At 55.2% G+C, this 15,852-nt stretch carries 20 protein-coding genes and 1 tRNA gene; 9 read left to right on the forward strand and 12 right to left on the reverse strand.

Going from position 1 to position 15,852, the window contains the following annotated elements:
• Positions 1-7: 7 nt before the first annotated feature.
• From QZ517_RS00955 to QZ517_RS00965, 3 genes are all read right to left on the reverse strand, one after another.
• Positions 8-1,324 carry a TRAP transporter large permease gene (locus tag QZ517_RS00955; RefSeq protein ID WP_294220596.1) on the reverse strand — a complete coding sequence of 439 codons (1,317 nt, stop codon included), beginning with the start codon at positions 1,322-1,324 and terminating at the stop codon, positions 8-10.
• Positions 1,321-1,905 carry a TRAP transporter small permease subunit gene (locus QZ517_RS00960; protein WP_294220599.1) on the reverse strand — a complete coding sequence of 195 codons (585 nt, stop codon included), beginning with the start codon at positions 1,903-1,905 and terminating at the stop codon, positions 1,321-1,323. The genes QZ517_RS00955 and QZ517_RS00960 overlap by 4 nt, the downstream gene beginning before the upstream one ends.
• A 183-nt stretch (positions 1,906-2,088) precedes the next feature.
• A tRNA-Leu gene (locus QZ517_RS00965) sits at positions 2,089-2,174 on the reverse strand.
• Between the two features lie 169 nt (positions 2,175-2,343).
• On the opposite strand from QZ517_RS00965, the gene QZ517_RS00970 reads away from it, so the two are divergent.
• Together QZ517_RS00970 and QZ517_RS00975 are read left to right on the forward strand one after the other, a co-directional pair.
• Positions 2,344-2,922, forward strand: coding sequence for a YqaA family protein (locus QZ517_RS00970; protein WP_294220602.1), 579 nt, complete (start codon positions 2,344-2,346; stop codon positions 2,920-2,922).
• Positions 2,919-3,386, forward strand: coding sequence for a disulfide bond formation protein B (locus tag QZ517_RS00975; protein WP_294220605.1), 468 nt, complete (start codon positions 2,919-2,921; stop codon positions 3,384-3,386). Before QZ517_RS00970 ends, QZ517_RS00975 begins: the two co-directional genes overlap by 4 nt.
• A 23-nt stretch (positions 3,387-3,409) precedes the next feature.
• Here QZ517_RS00975 and QZ517_RS00980 read toward each other — a convergent pair whose 3' ends face one another.
• Positions 3,410-3,835, reverse strand: coding sequence for an Lrp/AsnC family transcriptional regulator (locus tag QZ517_RS00980; protein ID WP_294220608.1), 426 nt, complete (start codon positions 3,833-3,835; stop codon positions 3,410-3,412).
• Between the two features lie 117 nt (positions 3,836-3,952).
• On the opposite strand from QZ517_RS00980, the gene rocF reads away from it, so the two are divergent.
• Both rocF and QZ517_RS00990 read left to right on the forward strand, forming a co-directional pair.
• Positions 3,953-4,879: an arginase gene (rocF, locus tag QZ517_RS00985; RefSeq protein WP_294220615.1), complete on the forward strand. Its 927-nt coding sequence runs from the start codon at positions 3,953-3,955 to the stop codon at positions 4,877-4,879.
• Positions 4,880-4,895: 16 nt separating this feature from the next.
• Positions 4,896-5,942: an ornithine cyclodeaminase gene (locus QZ517_RS00990; protein ID WP_294220619.1), complete on the forward strand. Its 1,047-nt coding sequence runs from the start codon at positions 4,896-4,898 to the stop codon at positions 5,940-5,942.
• Positions 5,943-5,963: 21 nt separating this feature from the next.
• Here the strand turns inward: QZ517_RS00990 and QZ517_RS00995 are convergent, their stop codons facing one another.
• On the reverse strand, positions 5,964-6,722 hold the full coding sequence (locus QZ517_RS00995; protein WP_294220622.1) for a DUF3445 domain-containing protein: 759 nt from the start codon (positions 6,720-6,722) through the stop codon (positions 5,964-5,966).
• A gap of 174 nt (positions 6,723-6,896) precedes the next feature.
• On the opposite strand from QZ517_RS00995, the gene QZ517_RS01000 reads away from it, so the two are divergent.
• Positions 6,897-8,108 (forward strand): bifunctional alpha/beta hydrolase/OsmC family protein, encoded by a 1,212-nt coding sequence (locus QZ517_RS01000; RefSeq protein WP_294220627.1) that lies wholly within the window; start codon positions 6,897-6,899, stop codon positions 8,106-8,108.
• Positions 8,109-8,117: 9 nt separating this feature from the next.
• Here QZ517_RS01000 and QZ517_RS01005 read toward each other — a convergent pair whose 3' ends face one another.
• Positions 8,118-8,423: a hypothetical protein gene (locus QZ517_RS01005; protein WP_294220632.1), complete on the reverse strand. Its 306-nt coding sequence runs from the start codon at positions 8,421-8,423 to the stop codon at positions 8,118-8,120.
• 12 nt (positions 8,424-8,435) lie between these two features.
• Entirely contained in the window at positions 8,436-8,993 is a 558-nt protein-coding gene (locus tag QZ517_RS01010) for a hypothetical protein (protein ID WP_294220635.1), read from the reverse strand.
• Between the two features lie 166 nt (positions 8,994-9,159).
• Here QZ517_RS01010 and purB point away from each other — a divergent pair, with 166 nt between their 5' ends.
• The 3 genes from purB to QZ517_RS01025 all read left to right on the forward strand — a co-directional run bounded on the left by purB (position 9,160) and on the right by QZ517_RS01025 (position 12,288).
• Positions 9,160-10,464, forward strand: coding sequence for an adenylosuccinate lyase (purB, locus tag QZ517_RS01015; RefSeq protein ID WP_294220639.1), 1,305 nt, complete (start codon positions 9,160-9,162; stop codon positions 10,462-10,464).
• A 141-nt stretch (positions 10,465-10,605) separates the two neighbouring features.
• Positions 10,606-11,142 (forward strand): hypothetical protein, encoded by a 537-nt coding sequence (locus tag QZ517_RS01020; protein ID WP_294220642.1) that lies wholly within the window; start codon positions 10,606-10,608, stop codon positions 11,140-11,142.
• Positions 11,143-11,208: 66 nt separating this feature from the next.
• Positions 11,209-12,288: a FliG C-terminal domain-containing protein gene (locus tag QZ517_RS01025; RefSeq protein ID WP_294220645.1), complete on the forward strand. Its 1,080-nt coding sequence runs from the start codon at positions 11,209-11,211 to the stop codon at positions 12,286-12,288.
• Positions 12,289-12,303: 15 nt separating this feature from the next.
• Here the strand turns inward: QZ517_RS01025 and QZ517_RS01030 are convergent, their stop codons facing one another.
• The gene (locus QZ517_RS01030; RefSeq protein ID WP_294220648.1) at positions 12,304-13,014 is read right to left on the reverse strand and encodes a thioredoxin family protein; all 711 of its coding nucleotides are present in this window, start codon (positions 13,012-13,014) and stop codon (positions 12,304-12,306) included.
• A gap of 191 nt (positions 13,015-13,205) precedes the next feature.
• Between QZ517_RS01030 and rpiB the strand changes: the two genes are divergently transcribed.
• Positions 13,206-13,646, forward strand: a complete 441-nt coding sequence (gene rpiB, locus QZ517_RS01035; RefSeq protein WP_294220651.1) for a ribose 5-phosphate isomerase B — start codon at positions 13,206-13,208, stop codon at positions 13,644-13,646.
• A gap of 78 nt (positions 13,647-13,724) precedes the next feature.
• Here the strand turns inward: rpiB and QZ517_RS01040 are convergent, their stop codons facing one another.
• The 4 genes from QZ517_RS01040 to ccmB form a co-directional block, all read right to left on the reverse strand.
• Positions 13,725-14,237, reverse strand: a complete 513-nt coding sequence (locus tag QZ517_RS01040; RefSeq protein WP_294220670.1) for a DsbE family thiol:disulfide interchange protein — start codon at positions 14,235-14,237, stop codon at positions 13,725-13,727.
• A 35-nt stretch (positions 14,238-14,272) separates the two neighbouring features.
• A complete protein-coding gene (ccmD, locus tag QZ517_RS01045) occupies positions 14,273-14,422 on the reverse strand; it encodes a heme exporter protein CcmD (protein WP_164646516.1) in 150 nt (49 codons plus the stop codon).
• Complete coding sequence (locus QZ517_RS01050; RefSeq protein ID WP_294220658.1) at positions 14,419-15,171, reverse strand: heme ABC transporter permease; 753 nt, start codon at positions 15,169-15,171, stop codon at positions 14,419-14,421. Before QZ517_RS01050 ends, ccmD begins: the two co-directional genes overlap by 4 nt.
• Positions 15,172-15,261: 90 nt before the next feature.
• Positions 15,262-15,852 (reverse strand): heme exporter protein CcmB (ccmB, locus tag QZ517_RS01055; RefSeq protein ID WP_294220661.1); only part of this gene is annotated, 591 nt, incomplete at its 5' end.

Consider the following 15,852-nt stretch of genomic DNA (forward strand, 5'->3'; position numbering starts at 1 on the left):
TTTCGTTTTATCCTGGAAGCAAGAACAGCGTGATGGCCGGGAAAGCCACCAGCAGAACGACTCTAAAGATGTCAGAGGCCACAAACCAAACCACCGCCCTATAGGTCTCTACCATCGGCGTAGAGCGGTCCATTGCATTGATAATGAACAGGTTCATGCCCACCGGCGGCGTGATCAAGCCAACCTCCACAACAATCAACACCAGAATACCAAACCAGATCGCCACATGTTCGGCACTCATGCCAAAGTCCAACCCAAGGATCACCGGGAAGAAAATTGGGACGGTCAACAGGATCATGCTCAGGCTGTCCATCAAACAACCAAAGACCAAGTAAAAGGCCAGGATCAGACACAGCACCATCCATGGGCCGTAACCTAGACTGATGACCCAATTGGACAGTTCCTGCGGCACCTGGCTCAACGCAAGAAATCCGTTGTAGATGCCGGCCCCCAGAACGATAAAAAAGATCATTGCGGTGCTGGTGGCGGTGGAGATGATGCAGTCCTTAAGAATGGACCACGTCAAATTGCCTTTGACCAAAGCAATCAGGCCGGTGCCCGCGGCGCCAACGGCAGCACCTTCGGTCGGCGTGAACCAGCCAAAATAGATACCGCCAACAACTGCGCCAAACACCAAGAGCACCGGCCAGACGTCCAACAGCGCCCGGTAACGCTCTGACATGGGAACCGGAGGACGTGTGCCAGCAGAGTCCGGGTAAAGGCGCACATAGATCGAGATCGTCAGCATGTAGCCAAGTGCCGCAAGAATGCCGGGTATGAAGGCCGCCAAAAACAGCTTGGCAATATTTTGCTCCGTCAGGATGGCGTAGATCACAAGGATCACAGACGGCGGGATCAGGATGCCCAAGGTGCCGCCCGCCGCCAGCGTGGCCGTGGAGAACCCGCCAGAGTAGCCGTAGCGGCGCATTTCCGGCAGGGCCACACGGCTCATTGTGGCGGCCGTGGCCAGCGACGATCCACAGATCGCGCCAAAGCCTGCGCAGGCCCCCACGGATGCCATGGCCACACCGCCTTTTTTATGACCAAGCCAGCTTTCTGCAGCCTTAAACAAGGCCTTGGACATGCCGGATTGGGTGGCAAACTGCCCCATCAACAGAAACATCGGAATGATGGTCAAAGAATAGCTGGAGAAGGTTGTGTAGGTTTCCGACTTCAGTTTTGCCAAAAACATATTGGGGTTGCCAGTCACCAGATAGAGACCACCCAACCCGCAAAGCATCATCGCAAGCCCAATTGGCGCGCGCAGGAAGATCATCACCAGCAGCACTGGAAAAGAGAGGTAGCCTAGTTCCAAATTGGTCATTTTGCGGTCTCCCCAACGGCAGTCATAGAGCCGCGTCCTGTCAGCGCGGAGAAAACGCGCATCACTGCGCAGTACACGGCCACAAGAGACGCGACCAAGGCCGCCGCAAAACTGGCAGCGTAGGCCCACCACACTGGAAATTGCAGCAGGAAGGTGGTTTCGCCATAGGCGTATTTGCTTTGCAAACCGGCAAACAGACGCCAGGTGATCAGCAAAATCACAGCCGCAAGAACACACTCCCAAAACGCAATCAGGAACCGATTGACGCGGGTTGGCAAAAGGTTGGTGAACACGTCTACGGTGGCGTGCGCACCATAAAGCTGACAGATCGGGAGGAAGGCAAAAATTGCAAAGGCCACCCCCGCTTCGAGCAGCTCAAAGTCACCATTGATCGAGCCCACACCAGATGCCTGCAACCATGTGGCCAAACCCTGTGCGGCACTTTCCATAAACGGCGCGTACGCCACCGAGCTGATTGTTCGCCCCAAAATGCTGACACATGTCAGAATAATGAGCGCGGTGAGCACCAAACCGCCCAGAATCGCCGTGCTCTGCGCAATGGCTCTGATTGCCCTGTGCATATTGCCTCTCCCCATACCCTTTGAGGCGTCAATTTAACGCGCCTTCCCAGTTGGTCCATAGTGCTAGGGGGCATGGGGGGTGTTTGCCAGCAAATTTGCGGGTCTGATGCAAAAAATGTGACACGACAGTAGAATACCGACAGTGCCGGTAACACATGTTTCTGTCTGTTCTTAGCGGTATTGTGGTGCCCAAGGAGAGACTCGAACTCTCACGCCCGTGAAGGCGGGGGATTTTGAATCCCCTGCGTCTACCATTCCGCCACTTGGGCCACGACCTTGATTTAGCCAAGGTTCTGAGGAAGGTCCAGACACAAAACGAAATGTTTTTGTCTCAGCGGAAATTTTCTTTCAGGGAAGTGTTCACAATTTATTTGCTTGCACTTCAGAGGCAAACGCCTAGGCAAGATAGGACTAATTCTAAGGCCAAAGAGACTTTCTATGTTACAACGCCTCTATGACTGGACCATGCGTTTGGCGGATCATCCACGTGCATTGTGGGCATTGGCAATTGTCAGTTTCGCCGAAAGTTCGTTTTTCCCGATCCCGCCGGACGTGTTGATGATTCCGATGATTCTTGCGCGCCCAAGCCGCGCTTGGTTGATCGCTCTGGTGGCGCTGGTGTCGTCAGTGATTGGCGGGCTGTTTGGTTACACCATTGGCTATTTCGCGTTTGAGCAAATTGGAGAACCGATCCTGCAATCGCTTGGCAAAGCTGACGCGGTGGCGGAGTTCTCAACGCGCTTCAACGATTTTGGATTTTGGGCTGTCTTGGGCGCTGGTGTGACACCCTTCCCCTACAAAGTGATCACCATCATGTCCGGCTTTACGCACATGCCGTTAGCGACGTTTATGGCAACCTCTGTATTGGCCCGCGGTATCCGTTTCTTCCTTGTAGCTGCCTTGCTTCGCAAATTTGGCGAACCTGTGCGCGACTTCATTGAACAGCGCTTAGGCCTCGTCTCAGCTTTGTTCCTCATTCTGCTATTTGGCGGATTTTTTGCGGTGAAATACCTATGAAACTCACACAACGACTCGCGTTTGCCCTGCTGACAGGGTTTTCTGCTTCTATGATCCTTGGCGCATGGGGCTTTGAATTCATTGGCGAAATGCCGCCGTGTAAGCTCTGTTATTACCAGCGCTATCCGCATTGGTTCGCGTCCGGCGCAGGCATACTGGCCATTTTTGCCGGCACGGCTCTGTTTGCCTATTTGGCCGCTGCAGGCGCTGCTGCCTCCGGGTTTGTGGGCCTCTACCACACCGGCGTAGAACGGAAGTGGTGGGATGGTCCATCCACTTGCACCAGCTCTGACGTGTCCAATATGAGTGCGGATGATCTTTTTAGTCAGATCATGTCAGCGCCACTGGTGCGGTGTGATGAAATCCCTTGGGAGTTGTTTGGACTGTCGATGGCAAACTACAATGCGTTATTGTCCCTCGGTGCAGCATCGCTCTGGATTTACGCGATCAAAACCTTGAAATAAGACAACTGACAGCGCGCAAATCTCTACCCGGACTTGCGCGTTGACAGCAAAAGGTTGGTTTCGCTGATGGCGATCCCGTCCAAGCGGCGGATTTGGGTCAGCACCTCATCCAAATGATCAAGCGTATCTGTGCCAAGTTCCAAGATCAGGTCCCAACGCCCATTGGTGCTGTGGATCGCCCGCACAGCCGTCAGCCCAGTCAGCTGACGCACAATTCGGTCGGTGCCACGCCCCTCGATGCCAAGCATCATCAATCCACGCACAGGGTCGCTCTTGGCGTCCTCCTGAAGCACCACAGTAAAACCAACAATGTCCCCACGTTGGCGCAAACGCTCGATGCGCCCGCGCACTGTTGTTCGAGACACACCCAGATCAATCGCAAGATCCGACAATGAGGCGCGTGCGTCGTGACGCAGGGCTGAGATCAGCCTTCGATCAATATCGTCCATTTTGCACAGCTCCTAGCGCCACTTTGGAATATCACTGCCCGTTATGTTCAAATTGAGGGGTGTAAATCAACCCATTTCGGAAGGATTTTGCCTAAATCGCCGAACATGGGACACAACATGACACAGAAAAACTGCCTGTTGGTGGGCGCTCCGGTAGACAGCGGCAAGCGACGTCGCGGATGTTTGATGGGGCCGGATGCCTACCGGACCGCCCGACTGGGTGAAACTTTGATGGACTTAGGGCACACCGTTCAGGACCTTGGAAACTTGCGCCCTGCCCCGTTTGAGCCAGATGCAAAAGACAATGATTTGCACGCGCTCAATGAAACAGTGGCCTGGACCGAAGCGCTCACCGGGGCTGCAGAAGCAGCCATGGCAACTGGATTCCCGATTTTCCTAGGTGGAGATCACAGCTTGTCTGCAGGAACAGTGGCTGGTGTTGCCAATCACGCCGCCACCTTAGGACGGCCGCAGTTTGTCCTTTGGCTGGACGCACACACGGATTTCCACACTCCGCAGAGCACGGGCAGCGGCAACCTGCACGGCACACCAGTTGCGTATTTCGCGGGTCGTAGCGGGTTTGACGCTTTTCCAGCCGTGGAAAATCCGGTGCCTGAAGAGAACATCTGCATGATTGGTCTGCGCTCTGTAGATGACGCGGAGCGGGAAACTTTGCAGGCCACCAAAATTCGGCGTCACGATATGCGCGAGATAGATGAAAACGGCATCGCTCGTCCATTGGCGGCCTTCCTAGAGCATGTTGCCACTCAAAACGGCATGTTGCACGTTTCGTTGGATGTCGACTTTCTGGACCCCTCTGTCGCGCCCGCAGTGGGCACAACGGTTCCAGGCGGAGCAACTGTGCGTGAAGCCCATCTGGTGATGGAAATGCTGCACGACAGCGGGCTGATGACCTCGCTTGACCTTGTTGAACTCAACCCATTTCTTGACGAACGCGGACGCACAGCACAGCTGATGGTTGATCTTGCGGCGTCCGCCCTGGGCCGTCGCGTATTTGATCGACCGACGCGAAGCTTCTCGTAATTTGAGGATGAAGAAAATGACACAACCCTCTGAAAAAGCACTAGTTCCCTTTGTTTCGGTCGACAATATGATGCGACTTGTGCATCACATTGGTGTCGAACAAATGCTCAGGGATTTGACCACCTATGTGGAAGAAGACTTCCGCCGCTGGGAGCTGTTTGACAAAACGCCACGTGTGGCCAGCCACTCCGACGTCGGGGTGATCGAATTGATGCCAACATCCGATGGCGAGGCCTACGGCTTCAAATATGTAAACGGTCACCCAAAGAACACGGCAGAGGGTCTCCAAACTGTAACCGCTTTTGGACTGTTGGCAGATGTTTACACCGGCTATCCGGTATTGCTCACCGAGATGACAATCTTGACTGCTCTGCGTACGGCGGCAACGTCTGCGATGGTGGCCAAATACCTGGCCCCAAAAGGCGCGGACACGATGGCTATGATCGGCAACGGCGCACAATCTGAGTTCCAAACCTTGGCGATGAAAGCCATCCTGGGGCTGAAATCAGTTCGGCTGTTTGATAAAGACCCTGCGGCGACTGCAAAATGCGCAGCCAACCTCGCCAACACCGGCATCGACGTGGTGATTTGCAAAACGCCTGAGGAGGCAATTGAAGGCGCGCAAATCCTAACCACCTGCACGGCAGACAAGCAAAATGCCACCATCTTGAGCGATAACATGGTGGGTGCTGGTGTGCACATCAACGCGATTGGCGGCGACTGCCCAGGCAAGACCGAGCTGGCAAAAGGGATACTTGAACGCTCTGACGTGTTTGTTGAGTTCCCGGAACAGACGCGCATCGAAGGCGAAATCCAACAGATGGACCCCGACTTTGCCGTCACGGAAATGTGGCAAGTGATCACCGGCCAAAAACAAGGGCGGCGGGACGCACGCCAAATCACGCTGTTTGACAGCGTTGGCTTTGCCATCGAGGACTTCTCTGCCTTGCGCTACATCCGCGACAAAGTGGCGGAAACCCCATTCCATGAAGATCTGGACATGCTGGCAGATCCGGATGATCCCCGTGATCTGTTCGGCATGTTGCAGCGCGCAAAAGCCTAAAACATTATCGCGCTCGTTGGTCTATGGCGCAGCGAGCGCGCGTGTCACTTGCTCACGCCGCACCATGAAGGTGTGGATCGAGAACACCGCGGCGTCTGTTTTTGGCAAGCGCAAAATGCACTGTTTTTCTGACCTCAGATAAGCGCCGGAGGTTGCCGTAACTTTGTCCCTCGGGGCACTCTCCGAGCGCGGCGTGAACAACGTTGGCTCGTTGTACCACAGCGCGTTTTTGCGCCACATAGGCCGCCCGGCCCGTACACCATCAAACAAGCGCTGCACCCGCATGGCAATGTTGGCATCGTATTCCGCCACAGGCACGTGGATTCCAACCAACGGTCGCTTGAATTTTTCGGACAAAGTCCAACTGGCGGGGAAACACAGCACCGCTCCAGTCAAAACATGTTCATCGCCGACCTTCTGTAACAGGCAGACATCTTCCTGAATGATTTGCCCCAAAGTGTGCAGCGGCTGCGCCCAATCCACCACAACATCACGCCCATCCGGGCAATGCACCCTCTGCTCCGCAATCTGAAAACCGGTTCGAACTGCCAGTTGATCCATGGCCAGTTGCAGCACCTCTTGGGCAGCAGGCAAAGCCGCCGGAGAAAGTGCTGAAACAAGATCAGGACTCTCTGATAACAACTTGCAACGCAATGACATTTGCGCGGCATAAGCGTCATCGATGATCAACCAGTCCTCGATATTTAGCGGCGCAACCCCCGGCAATGATCGCTCTTTGAGCGCATCATAAGGAATAGAAGTCTGTAAAATTTCACTCATTTCCAAGTGCTAGCGCAGCGACGTAAATTCCGCACCAAAATTTTGTCGTGCCGTGGCGTTGTCCGTAATGGGATCCGCTCGCATGTGGTCACCTTGCCGTGAGCCTAGGTTGCAAGTGCTTTGCCTCGATTGCAATCACCCTCACATTGGATTGGCTAACAAAAGGAGCGCCCCATGCCAACCGAACGCATTACATTTACCGGACACGCCGGAGACACTTTGGCCGCGCGGTTGGATTTGCCAGAAGGACCACATCTGGCAACGGCCATTTTTGCGCATTGCTTCACCTGTTCCAAAGACATTCCCGCAGCACGGCGGATAGCGGCGCGGCTGGCAAGCATGGGCATTGCAGTGTTGAGGTTTGATTTCACCGGACTCGGCCATTCTGAAGGCGAATTTGCCAACACGCACTTTTCTAGCAACGTCGCCGACTTGATCGCTGCGGCAGACTATTTGGCGGACCGCGGAATGGCACCGGCGTTGATGATCGGCCACAGCTTGGGTGGCGCAGCTGTGCTCCGGGCCGCCACTCAAATTGCGTCCTCCAAGGCGGTGGTGACATTGGGTGCACCGTCTGATCCGGCGCATGTGGCGCATCAGTTTGACGAACACCGGGACAAAATCACCGAGAAAGGCCAGGCAACGGTATCGCTTGGCGGCCGACCATTTGAGATCAAGCAAGCCTTCTTGGATGACATTTCAAATCAAAATCTCCGCGCCTGCATTGCCAATCTGAACCAAGCGCTATTGGTGTTGCACGCGCCACGCGACAACACCGTAAGCATCGACAACGCCGCACAGATTTTTGAAGCGGCAAAACACCCCAAAAGCTTCGTGACATTGGATGACGCGGATCACTTGATCACCAGCCCCAAAGACGCAGAATACGCTGCAGAGGTGATCGCCTCGTGGGTTGGACGCTACATGAACCTTACGCCACCTGCCCCGCCTCCCGGCGCACCAGAGGGCATAGTGCGCGTGTCTGAAGCCAATTCTGAAGGTTTTTTGCAGGACGTCAACGCCGGGCCGCTGCATCACGCCTTGGCAGACGAACCCCTGGCCTATGGCGGTAGCAATCGCGGCATGACACCCTATGGGTTTCTCTCAGCGGGTTTGGGCGCCTGTACTTCTATGACCATCCGCATGTACGCGCGGCGCAAAAACTGGCCTCTGGATCATGTTTGGGTCGATGTATGTCACGACAAAATCCACGCGGCTGATGCCGAAGCGCCTGCAGGCCAAAAGGTGGATCAGTTTCGTCGTGTGATCCACCTGGAAGGCGCGCTTTCACAAGAACAGCGCGCCCGATTGTTGGAGATTGCCGACCGCTGCCCGGTGCATCGGACATTGGAGCAATCCAGCGAAGTGGTCACGCAACTGGCATGACATCACCCTTTAGCGTCGTGGTGACGGACGCGGCGCAGGCCGAGGTGTGGGCCGTGGGCGTGGTGTTGGTCGCGTGACCGGCGGTCGGGGCGCAATTGGGTGCACCGGACGTTCCGGCGGACGTTCAATGGGGTGTTCCGGGCGCGGCGGCCGCTCCGGATGCGGTGGATATGGCCGATAGTAATAATCGTTCCACATCATAGAGTCGTAATAAGCTCCGGAAGATCCGCTACCGGTGTTTTCACAAGCGCTCAACAGCATTGCCCCGGCCGCCAAAGCGGTCAGCAGTTTCAAAGGTCTCTGAAAAGACGTCATAGCCCGGCCTCCTTAGCGCGCTTTGATGGATTGAAGAATGGCGTTCACATCGGTCAGCGCGCTTTGGTCAAAGCCCTGAGACATGATGGTTAGTGCCACCACAACCCGCCCATTCTTGATATCGATCAGGGTCACGTTGAAAGATACAGGCTTGCCATCTCGACGTCCGGTACCCGTAATCACTGTGGCAGGATAATTGCCGACACGGCGATCCTCAGCACTCAAAATTTCGGTGGTTTTTGCCAGTTGTCCGCTCAATCCACGCGCGTACTCCTTAGCATCCTCCAAAGTTCGGAATTTTGGCGGAGAAATCAGCCCTACCCAGACACCGTGATCACTTTCGGGTTCCAATCCGAACACGCGTTCCACCGCGCGAATATCGTCATCGTTTGGCGGAGCCAAATCCCTTGGTCCACCCACGCGCAGGTTCCAAAAATCAGGTACATCAACCTGAAACACAATGCGGGATTGATCACTATAGACAACCTGCGTGTCCGCCTGCGCCAACATGGGCGCAGCACAAATCGCGGCACTGAGAAGTAGGCTGCCAAGCCTCAATGTCTTTTGCATAAATGCCTCCAGTAAAAAATTCCGTCCATAGGACCACACAATCTAAACGATTGTATAGGGAATTCTGAGGGAAATCGCCGCATTGCAGCGTGAAATCCTTGCTGTTTTTGACCGCACCGTCTACACGGACCGCGACCCCATTAGCTAACAATGCAAGGCTGAGATTATGATCCCGCGCTATGCCCGCCCCGATATGGTCGCCGTTTGGTCGCCTGAAACCAAATTCAAAATCTGGTACGAGATCGAGGCGCATGCCTGTGACGCACAAGCCAAGCTGGGTGTGATCCCGCAGGAAAACGCGGATGCTGTCTGGAAAGCCAAAGACGTTGAGTTTGATGTGGCACGCATCGACGAAATTGAAGCTGTGACCAAACACGACGTGATCGCGTTTTTGACCCACTTGGCTGAACATGTTGGCTCCGAAGAAGCGCGTTTTGTGCACCAAGGCATGACCTCTTCTGACGTGCTGGACACCTGCTTTAACGTGCAACTGGTGCGCGCCTCTGACATCCTTCTGGTAGGCATGGACCGCCTGTTGGCCGCATTGAAAACACGGGCGCTTGAGCACAAAGACACCCTACGTGTTGGCCGTTCGCATGGCATCCACGCAGAACCCACCACCATGGGTCTGACCTTTGCGCGCTTCTACGCGGAGATGGACCGCAACAAGACACGCCTACAGCAAGCGCGTGAAGAGATCGCAACGGGTGCCATCTCCGGCGCGGTCGGCACCTTTGCCAACATCGATCCAGCTGTGGAAGAGCATGTGTGTGAGCAGCTCGGCCTGACACCGGAGCCAATCTCCACTCAAGTGATCCCACGTGACCGCCACGCAATGTTCTTTGCTGTGTTGGGTGTGATTGCTTCCTCGATTGAAAACGTTGCCATCGAAATCCGCCACATGCAGCGCACCGAAGTGTTGGAAGGCGCGGAATTCTTCTCCATGGGCCAAAAAGGCTCTTCGGCAATGCCGCACAAGAAGAACCCTGTGCTGACCGAAAACCTGACTGGTCTCGCGCGTCTGGTGCGCATGACAGTAATCCCAGCGATGGAAAACGTCGCCCTGTGGCACGAGCGCGATATTTCACACTCCTCAGTAGAGCGTGGCATTGGCCCGGACGCCACTGTGACGCTCGACTTCGCTCTTCACCGCCTGGCAGGTGTGGTCGAGAAAATGCTGATCTTCCCTGAGAACATGCTCGACAACATGAACAAGTTTCCTGGCCTGGTGATGTCGCAGCGCGTGCTGCTGTCCCTAACCCAAGCTGGCGTGTCCCGAGAAGACGCCTATTCCATGGTACAGCGTAATGCGCTGAAAGTCTGGGAAGAGCGCGTCGATTTCCAAGAACAACTTCTGGCGGACGCAGATGTGGTCGCTGCATTGGGTGTTGATGGCATTAATGAGAAGTTCAACATGGATTACCATACCAAACATGTAGACACAATTTTTGCGCGTGTTTTCAAAGACTAAAGTTCCGCGTTGAATGTAGAAAAAGGCGTGCCGCTACGGCGCGCCTTTTTTGTTTCTCTCCGCTGACGGCTCCGTGATTTTAGCATCCTGCCCGTCCGTGTTACCGTGTATCCAAAGTAAGTTTTTTGAGTGGAGTTCCTTATGACTTTGACGCGCGGGTTAATTTCGATTGCATTGGCAACCACATTGGCCACCCCCCTTTGGGCGGCAGGCGGCGGTTCCTCAGAGCCGAAACCCAGAACTGTGACATGCACCAAGGGCAATGTGTTCAGCGAAAGCAAAGGCAAATGTGTGCCGCAACAAGACAGCTCGTTGACGGATGAGGACCGCATCGAGGAATTGCGCGCTTTGGCCTATGCCGGTCGGAATGCAGAAGCGCAGATTCTATTGAGTGCGCTCGAAGACCCAACCTCGGATCGAGCCCTGACTTATTGGGGGTTTACCCACCGCAAGCTTGGCAACGTGGATGCTGGAATGGTGTTTTATGCCAAAGCATTGGAACAAAACCAAAATAACCTTTTGGCGCGCTCCTATCTTGGGCAGGCGCATGTGGAATTGGGGCGCTTTGATTTGGCTCGGCTTCAGCTGACAGAAATCCGAAACAGGGGTGGAGAAGGCAGCTGGTCCGAAGCGTCCCTGGCAGAGGCCATTCGGTCGGGAACTACTTTCAATTATTAACCATCATATTCAGGGTTTCTTTAGGCTTGGGTGAAAGATTGGCGCTCAAGACATATGGAGACTTTGATGGACAATGCGATTCCTTTGGCGCCTTTAGGCGGCATCGATGACATGCCTGCATTGGGCGGCATGCGCAAAACCAATCTCTCCCGCCCGCAGAAAGCGGCAATCATTGTGCGCTTTCTGCTCAACGAAGGGGCGGAGCTCGCGCTGGCGGAACTGTCTGATAACCATCAGGCGGACCTCACTTATATGATGGGTGACATGGGCTACATTGACCGAGAGACCCTCGGCGATGTGCTTATGGAGTTTGCACAAGAGCTTGAGTCGATTGGACTTTCGTTCCCGAATGGCATTTCTGGGGCACTCAGCGTGCTGCAAGGGCAGATCAGCCCAATGACCGAAGCTCGCCTGCGCAAAGAGGCTGGCGTGCGTATGATTGGCAACCCATGGGCGCGGATCAAAGAGCTCTCAACCCAAGAATTGATCGAGATGGTTGATGGCGAGAGCATCGAAGTCTCCGCAGTCCTCATCTCCAAACTGCCAGTTGAAAAAGCCGCCGAAGTTTTGGCCAAGCTGCCGGGCGACAAGGCCCGCCGCATCACATTCGCCATGTCCATGACTGAGAGCATCACACCAGAAGCGGTCGACCGCATCGGCCTAACCCTGGCGTGTCAGATTGAAGACCGTCCGCCAAAGGCATTCAAGTCCGGGCCGGAAGATCGTCTCGGCGCTATTCTGAACAGCGCATCCACATCAACCCGCGACGACGTTTTGGGTTCCTTGGATGAAAAGGATGCCGCGTTTGCAGATGCCGTGCGTCGTCGGATTTTCACCTACGCGCATATCGCGACGCGCGTGAAACCGCTGGATGTTCCGAAGCTGACCAAAGACATCGACGAAGCTGCATTGATCACTGCGATGGCTTTTGCTACGGAAGGCGACTTTGGCATGTCATCGGAGTTTATCTTATCCAACATGTCTGGTCGCATGGCGGATCAGCTGCGCGAAGGCATCACGGAACGCGGAAAGGTGAAGACCAAAGATGCGGAAGCGGCCATGTCCGAAGTCACAAAGGCCGTTCGAGATCTGGTCGAGCTTGGCGAAATCGAACTTATTTCAGAAGATGACGACGAAGACGAGTAAACCTAGCCTTCTCAGTTACTTGATGCGTGCGGCGGTCTCGATAGGGCCGCCGTTTTCACCTTGGATCAACACCACTATCGGTGCATCCCCTTTCACCCGCACATTGGCCGAAAGCGCAGAACGGCCATTCCAGTCTTTCACTGTCTTCCACTCCGAGACGATATTGGCATAAGTGAGCACACGACCCGCGTTCTCGCCGCGCTTGATCGAGACTTTTTCGGCCGGCTTGTAACGAATAATGTGGACTTGCATGGGCTTGGGTTGCGTCGCCGATGCTTTGATCCGCAGCTGATTGCCGTCTCGCATGATGGACAGATCTACTGCTGCAGTCCCATTTTTATGAGTTTTGATGAGGCCCTCAACCTTGCCAGGATGGGCGCCAACCACGTGGTCTTTGCCGTTTACGATCATCTGCGGCGTGTAAACTGATCGATGCCCGGCGGCGCGTGCATAGCTGTGCTGCCGCTGCGTAAAAGCCGGATCCGCGTGGATATCTTTCCAGCCAATGTAATCCCAGTAATCAACGTGAAAAGCCAATGCGATCACGTCATCACGCCCGGCCAGTTCCCTGTGGAAGTAATCATCCGCTGGAGGACAGCTGGAACAGCCTTGAGAGGTGTAAAGTTCCACCACCACAGGTGCAGTGTCTGCAGCAAGCGGTGACGCTAAGCTCAGCCACAGCGCAGCAATTGCGCCCGTCGCACGGATGCCAATCTGTCCGATCATACTCTGGTCCATTCCATTGAGTGTGTCCCCGGAACTGTTCTATGCGGATAGGATGTGACATGCCAATCAAGGTTTCGCGAGAAGCAGTGAGCGTCACTTCGCGATCACAGCCCGAACCGGCATGCAGCAATTGCACTTGGATCGCGTTGCCCCTATGGACGGATCAACACTCACAAAAAGGTCTGCCCTTCATGTCTGACACCAAACGTATCGTGCTCTCCAGCGACCACGCCGCCATTGACCTGCGCCAAGCGGTTGCCACCCATGTGACTGCCAAAGGCTATGAGGTGGTCGACATCGGTCCAACCACCACCGAAAGCACCCACTACCCGTTGCACGGCAAGGCCGCTGCGGAACGTGTGGCCTCTGGTGATTGCGATCTGGGCATCATCCTCTGCGGCACAGGCCAAGGCATCATGATGGCCGCCAACAAAGTACCTGGCGTTCGCTGTGGCGTGTGTTCCGACACGTTTTCTGCTGCGATGATCCGCGCGCACAACAATGCCAATATGCTGTCGATTGGCGCCCGTGTTGTGGGTGAAGGTGTCGCGCTGGAGATTGTGGACGCTTATCTCGATGCAGAGTTCGAAGGTGGCCGTCATGGCACCCGAGTGGACATGATCGAAGGCTGAGCTTCTTCCATACAAAATGAAAAGGGCTCGGCGTATCCCAACACCGAGCCCTTTTTTGTTTCTGAGTTTTTGGTCGCGTTAGTTGAGTGCGTCAAGCGCAGGGCGAATGCGGCCCTCGACCTCGCGTTCGGTCACCGGCCCCGCAATGCGCAAAAGGATGTTGCCTTCGCCATCCACCAAATAGGTTTCCGGCACGCCATATACGCCCCAGTTCAGCGCCATGCGGCCCGTGGTGTCGGCTCCGCCGGCGGTATACGGATCACCCAATTCACTGAGAAAACTCAAAGCATTACCCGGAGAATCTTTATAGTTCACGCCAAGAATGGTCAGTCCTTCGGCTTGTAGATCCATCAGGTTTGGATGCTCCACGCGACACGGGCCACACCAACTTGCCCAGAAATTCACCAAGGTTGGCTTGCCTGTGCGCAGGGCTGTGGCATCCCACATGTCCTTGTCACCCAACATGGTGATCTGGACGTCCGGGGCCTGTTCGCCGACAAGTGCGCTAGGTAGCTCATTTGGGTTTTCCCGTTGCATGCCCAGCATGAACATCGCCGCCAACCCTGCAAACAGCAGTGGTGGCAGGAACATCAGCGGCGAAATTTTCTTTTTTGCTGGTGTATCGCTCATTTGCGGCGGCCTTCAACATCATCCAAGTCTGCGCGGGCTTTACGTGCTGCGCGCAGGCTCCACCAGATCAGTCCGCCAATCAACAGCAGAGACACGGCGTAAGACGACAGCACCGTGTCAGCGTATTTTCCCAGATCAGGCATCATGCCAAACGCTCCCGTGCCAGCAGCGCGCGAGTGCGTCGCTTGTGAATTTCCGTGCGGGTGCGCAACAACACCAGCGCGACAAAGAACAAAACAAAACCAATGATGCACATCATCAACGGATAGAAGAACACGTTGGAGACCTTCTCCTCCGTGTCGGCACCGGTCACAGCCCCTGCCCGCATGATCGAGGCGCCTTGGTGCAGACCTTGGTTCCAGAAGTTTACCGCGTAGCGGCTGAGCATCGCAAAGACAGAGCCAACAATACAGAGCACGGCGGTCAAATCGGCGGCGGTATCCGGGTTATCAATCGCTTCCCAAAGCGCGATGTAGCCAAGGTAAAACAGAAACAGGATCAGGAACGACGTCAACCGCGGGTCCCAGGCCCACCAGGTGCCCCACATAGGCTGTCCCCAGACCGCGCCGGTCCATAGCGCAATCAAAGTCATGACAACGCCCACTGGCGCGGCAGCTTTGGCGGCCAAGGCACTCACGTGATGGCGGCGCACAAGCCAGATCAGCGAGGTCACCAACATCATGAACCAGATGTTGATCGCCATCAGGGCTGACGGAACGTGAAGGTAGATGATTTTTACAGTTGCGCCTTGGCGGTAGTCATCCGGTGTAAAGAAAAACCCCCAGACCAACCCCACAATCGTTGCAATTGCGGCTAAAACGGCTACCGGCATCAGAAACCGTGACACGGTTTGGCTGAATTTCACCGGATTGGCATATTCCCAGATCGATCCCATGAGGGTGTCCTATCTTGTCGTCGTTCGTTGTGCACTTCACTTCCATGAGAGCACCACAAGTGCCTTGATATGGATTAAGTCAGCCGCACGCTAGCGCAGATTCATTCGCAACACCAAAGCACTGGCAAAAGGCAAAAGTGCAATCACGCCAAAGGTGATCCCAGCTAACATCAGCAGCGGCGTGGACACATCCTGACCTTCGGCACCACGGCGGGCGAGCTCAGCGCCAAAGATCAGCGTTGGCACGTAAAGCGGTAGAATCAAAAGAGAAAGCAGCAAACCACCACGTTTGATCCCCACCGTGAGAGCCGCACCAAAAGTGCCAATCACGCTGAGCGCCGGGGTGCCAAGTGCCAGCGAAGCTACCAACCAAACAAAGCCCTGTGGCGGCAGGTTCAGCAGCACACCAAACACAGGGGCTGCGACAACCAGCGGCACGCCGGTGGTGATCCAATGTGCCAGTGCTTTCACGGACACCACGCCTTCGAGGGGGAGCGGAGATGTCGCCACCAAATCCAATGTGCCGTCCTCCCAGTCCAGCGCCAGGATCCGATCAAGGGACAACAGGCAGGCCAACAGCGCTCCAAGCCACAAAACACCGGGTGCGATCTTGGTCAGAAGGCCGCTTTCCGGCCCCACCGAGAACGGTACAAGTATCACAACAATAAGGAAAAATGCGAT

The sequence above is a fragment of the uncultured Shimia sp. genome, from assembly GCF_913054185.1.
Lineage (GTDB): Bacteria > Pseudomonadota > Alphaproteobacteria > Rhodobacterales > Rhodobacteraceae > Shimia.

Excerpts from the sequence above, each read along its gene's own strand:
- QZ517_RS00955 (WP_294220596.1), bottom strand. The coding sequence starts at position 1,324 with ATGACCAATTTGGAACTAGGCTACCTCTCTTTTCCAGTGCTGCTGGTG.
- QZ517_RS00960 (WP_294220599.1), bottom strand. The coding sequence starts at position 1,905 with ATGCACAGGGCAATCAGAGCCATTGCGCAGAGCACGGCGATTCTGGGC.
- QZ517_RS00970 (WP_294220602.1), top strand. The coding sequence starts at position 2,344 with ATGTTACAACGCCTCTATGACTGGACCATGCGTTTGGCGGATCATCCA.
- QZ517_RS00975 (WP_294220605.1), top strand. The coding sequence starts at position 2,919 with ATGAAACTCACACAACGACTCGCGTTTGCCCTGCTGACAGGGTTTTCT.
- QZ517_RS00980 (WP_294220608.1), bottom strand. The coding sequence starts at position 3,835 with ATGGACGATATTGATCGAAGGCTGATCTCAGCCCTGCGTCACGACGCA.
- rocF (WP_294220615.1), top strand. The coding sequence starts at position 3,953 with ATGACACAGAAAAACTGCCTGTTGGTGGGCGCTCCGGTAGACAGCGGC.
- QZ517_RS00990 (WP_294220619.1), top strand. The coding sequence starts at position 4,896 with ATGACACAACCCTCTGAAAAAGCACTAGTTCCCTTTGTTTCGGTCGAC.
- QZ517_RS00995 (WP_294220622.1), bottom strand. The coding sequence starts at position 6,722 with ATGAGTGAAATTTTACAGACTTCTATTCCTTATGATGCGCTCAAAGAG.
- QZ517_RS01000 (WP_294220627.1), top strand. The coding sequence starts at position 6,897 with ATGCCAACCGAACGCATTACATTTACCGGACACGCCGGAGACACTTTG.
- QZ517_RS01005 (WP_294220632.1), bottom strand. The coding sequence starts at position 8,423 with ATGACGTCTTTTCAGAGACCTTTGAAACTGCTGACCGCTTTGGCGGCC.
- QZ517_RS01010 (WP_294220635.1), bottom strand. The coding sequence starts at position 8,993 with ATGCAAAAGACATTGAGGCTTGGCAGCCTACTTCTCAGTGCCGCGATT.
- purB (WP_294220639.1), top strand. The coding sequence starts at position 9,160 with ATGATCCCGCGCTATGCCCGCCCCGATATGGTCGCCGTTTGGTCGCCT.
- QZ517_RS01020 (WP_294220642.1), top strand. The coding sequence starts at position 10,606 with ATGACTTTGACGCGCGGGTTAATTTCGATTGCATTGGCAACCACATTG.
- QZ517_RS01025 (WP_294220645.1), top strand. The coding sequence starts at position 11,209 with ATGGACAATGCGATTCCTTTGGCGCCTTTAGGCGGCATCGATGACATG.
- QZ517_RS01030 (WP_294220648.1), bottom strand. The coding sequence starts at position 13,014 with ATGATCGGACAGATTGGCATCCGTGCGACGGGCGCAATTGCTGCGCTG.
- rpiB (WP_294220651.1), top strand. The coding sequence starts at position 13,206 with ATGTCTGACACCAAACGTATCGTGCTCTCCAGCGACCACGCCGCCATT.
- QZ517_RS01040 (WP_294220670.1), bottom strand. The coding sequence starts at position 14,237 with ATGTTCCTGCCACCACTGCTGTTTGCAGGGTTGGCGGCGATGTTCATG.
- ccmD (WP_164646516.1), bottom strand. The coding sequence starts at position 14,422 with ATGATGCCTGATCTGGGAAAATACGCTGACACGGTGCTGTCGTCTTAC.
- QZ517_RS01050 (WP_294220658.1), bottom strand. The coding sequence starts at position 15,171 with ATGGGATCGATCTGGGAATATGCCAATCCGGTGAAATTCAGCCAAACC.